Below are 3,733 nucleotides of genomic sequence, written 5' to 3'. Positions count from 1 at the left end.
GCATTGAGCATATATTCGTAGCCGAACGGCTCGAGCAGGACACTCATTCGTCCGGTTCCCGCATCTTGTGCTGCATGGCTCCGTTCTCTCCGTAGAAGACCAGTGGCCGTTCGTCGTCGGTGATGACGGCAAGGCGGCGCCTGTCGTCGTCCTCATGCAGCCCGGCGCCGCCCAGCACGAAATGACGCAAGACGCCGCCGAAAGCCTTTTCCAGGTTCGCCTGCGTGAAGGTCTGGCCTGTCGGCCCGTAGGCAAGGACCGTATTCCGGAGCAGCACGGCACGGTCGCAGAACTCCGGCACGCTACCCAGATTATGCGTCGAGACCAGCATCACTCGGCCTTCGTTCCGGAGCGCGCGCAGCAGTTCGATGATAGCGTCCTCGGTCCTGACGTCGACGCCGGTGAAGGGCTCGTCGAGCAGGATGACGCGCCCGTCCTGCGCCAGCGCCCGAGCGAGAAAGACGCGCTTTTTCTGCCCGCCCGAAAGCTCGCCGATCTGGCGTTTGCGGAAATCGCTCATGCCGACACGCGCAAGCGCGGCCGTAACCGCCTCGCGATCAGCCGCCTTCGGAAGGCGCATCATGCCCATATGGCCGTAGCGACCCATCATGACGACGTCCTCGACCAGTACTGGAAAGTTCCAGTCGACCTCCTCGGCCTGCGGCACATAGGCGACGACGTTCTTCCTCAGCGCGGCCGCGGCCGGCTGTCCGAGAACAATAATCTCTCCCTTTGCCACCCGCACGAAGCCCATGATGGCTTTGAACAGCGTCGACTTGCCCGAGCCGTTGACACCGACAAGCGCCGTGATCGTGCCTGTCGGAATTTCAAAGCTCGCATCCCGCAGCGCCGTGTGGCCGTTGCGGTAGGTGACAGTCGCGCCGCGGACGGCGAGACCGCCTCCCGCATCCTCGGACGCGGGGGCAAGAGGCGGAACGGCTTCGTTCATTGCGACAGCCCTGCGGCGAGGCCTTTCTGAACCGTATCCGATGTCACACGCAGCAGGTCGATATAGGTCGGCACCGGGCCGTCCGCCTCGCTGAGAGAATCGACGTAGAGCACGCCGCCGTAATGCACTCCTGTCTCACGCGCGACCTGCCGGGCCGGCTTGTCCGACACGGTGCTTTCGCTGAAGACGGCGACGATCTTGTTTTCCCTGACGGCGTCGATCACCTTGCGAACCTGCTGGGGGGTGCCTTGCTGGTCAGCGTTGATCGGCCACAAATAAAGCTCCTTCAGCCCGAAATCGCGTGCGAGGTAGGAGAAAGCGCCTTCGCTCGACACCAGCCAGCGCCTGTCCTGCGGGATCGAGGCAAGCTTATCGCGGATCGGCGCGACGGCCGCCTCTATCTTTGCCTTGTAGGCTTCTGCATTGGCCTTGTAGGTCTCGGCATGCGCCGGATCGTGCGCGACGAAGGCGTTGCGGATGTTGTCGACGTAGATCAGCGCGTTTGCCGGCGACATCCAGGCATGCGGGTTCGGTTTGCCCGTATAGGGTCCCTCGGCGATGCTCATCGGCTGGACGCCCTCGGAGACAATAGCGCCGGGCACGTCGCTGAGGTTCTGGAAGAATTTTTCGAACCAGAGTTCGAGGTTGAGCCCGTTCCACAGAATGAGCTGTGCACCTTGCGCCCGCTGAATATCGCCCGGCGTCGGCGCGTAATTGTGGATCTCCGCTCCAGGCTTGGTGATCGATTCCACGATTGCTGCATCGCCCGCCACGTTCTTCGCCATGTCGGCGATGACTGTGAAGGTCGTCACCACCTTGAATTTTTCCTGGGCTTTCGCTGGGCTTGAAGCCACCGCCGCAACGAAAACCGCAGCCATCAAGCCAACGACAACCCGTCGTCCGTATCTCTCGAACATCAATTTCTCCTGTCGCGATTCTTAATGTCTCGCCGCTGGCCGCCATCGTGCGACTGCGGCGCGCGCTTTTCGCATATTCTGCAATTGCGACTGATTTGCAAGTAGAAAACGGCTTGACGTCGTGGATTGTATGCGGCCGCGGGATTTGGCGTCGGCTACAGCGCGGCCCTATGACGGAGCGGACAACAAGGACTGCGACACGCTGATGTCCGGCGTCGATGCGCTGCAGCGCACGTCCGGCTCGACAGCGAGACACGCGATCAGCCGGCTTTCCCGATGCTTTCGATCAGCCGGGGCAATTCCGAGAGATCGGCTATCTGGCGGAAACGAGGCGCGGTGATCGGCGGCTCGACATGTTCCAGCGCCCAGGTCAGCTCATGCGGCACGTGGATACCCCAACTGCCGGCCTCAATGGCCGGCACCACGTCCGACTTGAGCGAATTGCCGACCATCATGCTTCTTTCGGCGCCATCACCGTGGCGGCTGAAGATATTGATATAAGTGGCGGGGCTCTTGTCGCTGACGATCTCGACGGCATCGAAAAGGTCACCCAGGCCCGATTGCGCCAGCTTGCGTTCCTGATCGAAGAGGTCGCCCTTGGTGATCAACACCAGGCGATACGCATCTGCCAGCTTTTCCACGGTTTCGCGCGCATGAGGCAGCGCCTCGATCGGATGGCCAAGCATCTCGCGGCCCGCGGCAAGAATCTCGGCGATGACCGAGGCCGGCGCGCGGCCCTCGGTAATCTCGATTGCCGTTTCGATCATCGACAGGGTAAACCCCTTGATGCCGAAGCCGTAGACGGCGAGGTTGCGCTTCTCGGCCTCCAGCAATCTTGCCGAGATGTGCTCCTGCTCGGCATGATCGGCGAGCAGCGCGGCAAAGCGCTTTTCGGTCATGCGGAAGAACTGCTCGTTCTGCCAGAGCGTGTCATCGGCATCGAAGCCGATCGTGGTCAATTCATGATTGTTCTGCATTCGACGTCTTCAACCGAGGTCATTGAACTTGCGTCGAACCTAAGCCGCCCAGAGCAGTTTTCAACTGCGCAGGCGAACGCAACCGCGGCTCCCCTTCCCTTCCCTCGCCGCCCCCGGCTATAATCCCAAATCCGCAACCCAATCTGGTGAATGATGCCGCCTGCAAAAAAGGAAGTCCGTCCGTCGAGCCGCGGAGGACGTATCCGCACGCCTGCCTTCGTGAAAAATCAACGTGGTGTGAAAAACTGGAAGGAAGTCGGCGCCTGGCTGGAGTGGCGCGGCATTGAGGATATCGAATGCATCACGCCCGACCAGGCGGGTGTTGCGCGCGGCAAGATGATGCCGTCGAAGAAGTTTACCTCCAACACCTCGCTGGCGCTGCCTTCGGCGGTGTTCATGACGACGATCTCCGGCGGCTACCCGGAAGACGGCAACGGCTTTCACTATCCGGAGGACGACGGCGACCTCAAGCTGATGCCGGACCTGTCGACACTGACCGTGGTGCCGTGGGAAGAGGACCCGACGGCGGCGGTCATCTGCGACCTCGTCCACCAGGACGGTCGCTCGGTCGAGTTCACGCCGCGCAACGTGCTGAAGCGTGTGCTTGACGCTTACGGCAAGCGCGGGCTGAAGCCGGTGGTGGCGCCCGAGATCGAGTTCTACCTCGTGCGCAAGAATCCCGATCCGGACTACCCGCTGACGCCGCCGGTCGGGCGTTCGGGACGGGCGATAGGCGGTGGCGCCGGCTATTCGATCGCCGGCGTCAACGAGTTCGACGAGCTGATCGACGACATCTACCATTTCTCCGAAAGCCAGGGCCTGGAGATCGATACGCTGATCCACGAGGAAGGCGCCGGCCAGCTCGAGATCAATCTGCGCCATGGCGATCC

Annotated in this window: 3 protein-coding genes and 1 pseudogene; 1 reads left to right on the top strand and 3 read right to left on the bottom strand. The window is 62.0% G+C overall.

The window, feature by feature from the left end:
- Positions 1–43: 43 nt before the first annotated feature.
- The 3 genes from EOA86_RS26360 to EOA86_RS26350 form a co-directional block, all read right to left on the bottom strand.
- Complete coding sequence (locus EOA86_RS26360; RefSeq protein WP_065010771.1) at positions 44–949, bottom strand: manganese/iron ABC transporter ATP-binding protein; 906 nt, start codon at positions 947–949, stop codon at positions 44–46.
- Positions 946–1,866: a metal ABC transporter substrate-binding protein gene (locus tag EOA86_RS26355; RefSeq protein ID WP_128344368.1), complete on the bottom strand. Its 921-nt coding sequence runs from the start codon at positions 1,864–1,866 to the stop codon at positions 946–948. Before EOA86_RS26355 ends, EOA86_RS26360 begins: the two co-directional genes overlap by 4 nt.
- A 260-nt stretch (positions 1,867–2,126) precedes the next feature.
- Positions 2,127–2,843, bottom strand: a complete 717-nt coding sequence (locus EOA86_RS26350; protein ID WP_128344367.1) for an HAD family hydrolase — start codon at positions 2,841–2,843, stop codon at positions 2,127–2,129.
- A 150-nt stretch (positions 2,844–2,993) separates the two neighbouring features.
- On the opposite strand from EOA86_RS26350, the pseudogene EOA86_RS26345 reads away from it, so the two are divergent.
- A pseudogene (locus tag EOA86_RS26345) lies at positions 2,994–3,733 on the top strand (glutamine synthetase); the annotation flags it as partial.

It is taken from the genome of Mesorhizobium sp. M5C.F.Ca.IN.020.32.2.1, assembly GCF_004023105.1.
GTDB classification, from domain to species: Bacteria; Pseudomonadota; Alphaproteobacteria; order Rhizobiales; family Rhizobiaceae; genus Mesorhizobium; species Mesorhizobium wenxiniae.
This window is presented reverse-complemented; position numbering and strand designations above follow the sequence as displayed.

Bases quoted from the DNA above. Each gene is read 5' to 3' on its own strand.
- EOA86_RS26350 (WP_128344367.1), bottom strand. From the start codon at position 2,843: ATGCAGAACAATCATGAATTGACCACGATCGGCTTCGATGCCGATGAC.
- EOA86_RS26355 (WP_128344368.1), bottom strand. From the start codon at position 1,866: ATGTTCGAGAGATACGGACGACGGGTTGTCGTTGGCTTGATGGCTGCG.
- EOA86_RS26360 (WP_065010771.1), bottom strand. From the start codon at position 949: ATGAACGAAGCCGTTCCGCCTCTTGCCCCCGCGTCCGAGGATGCGGGA.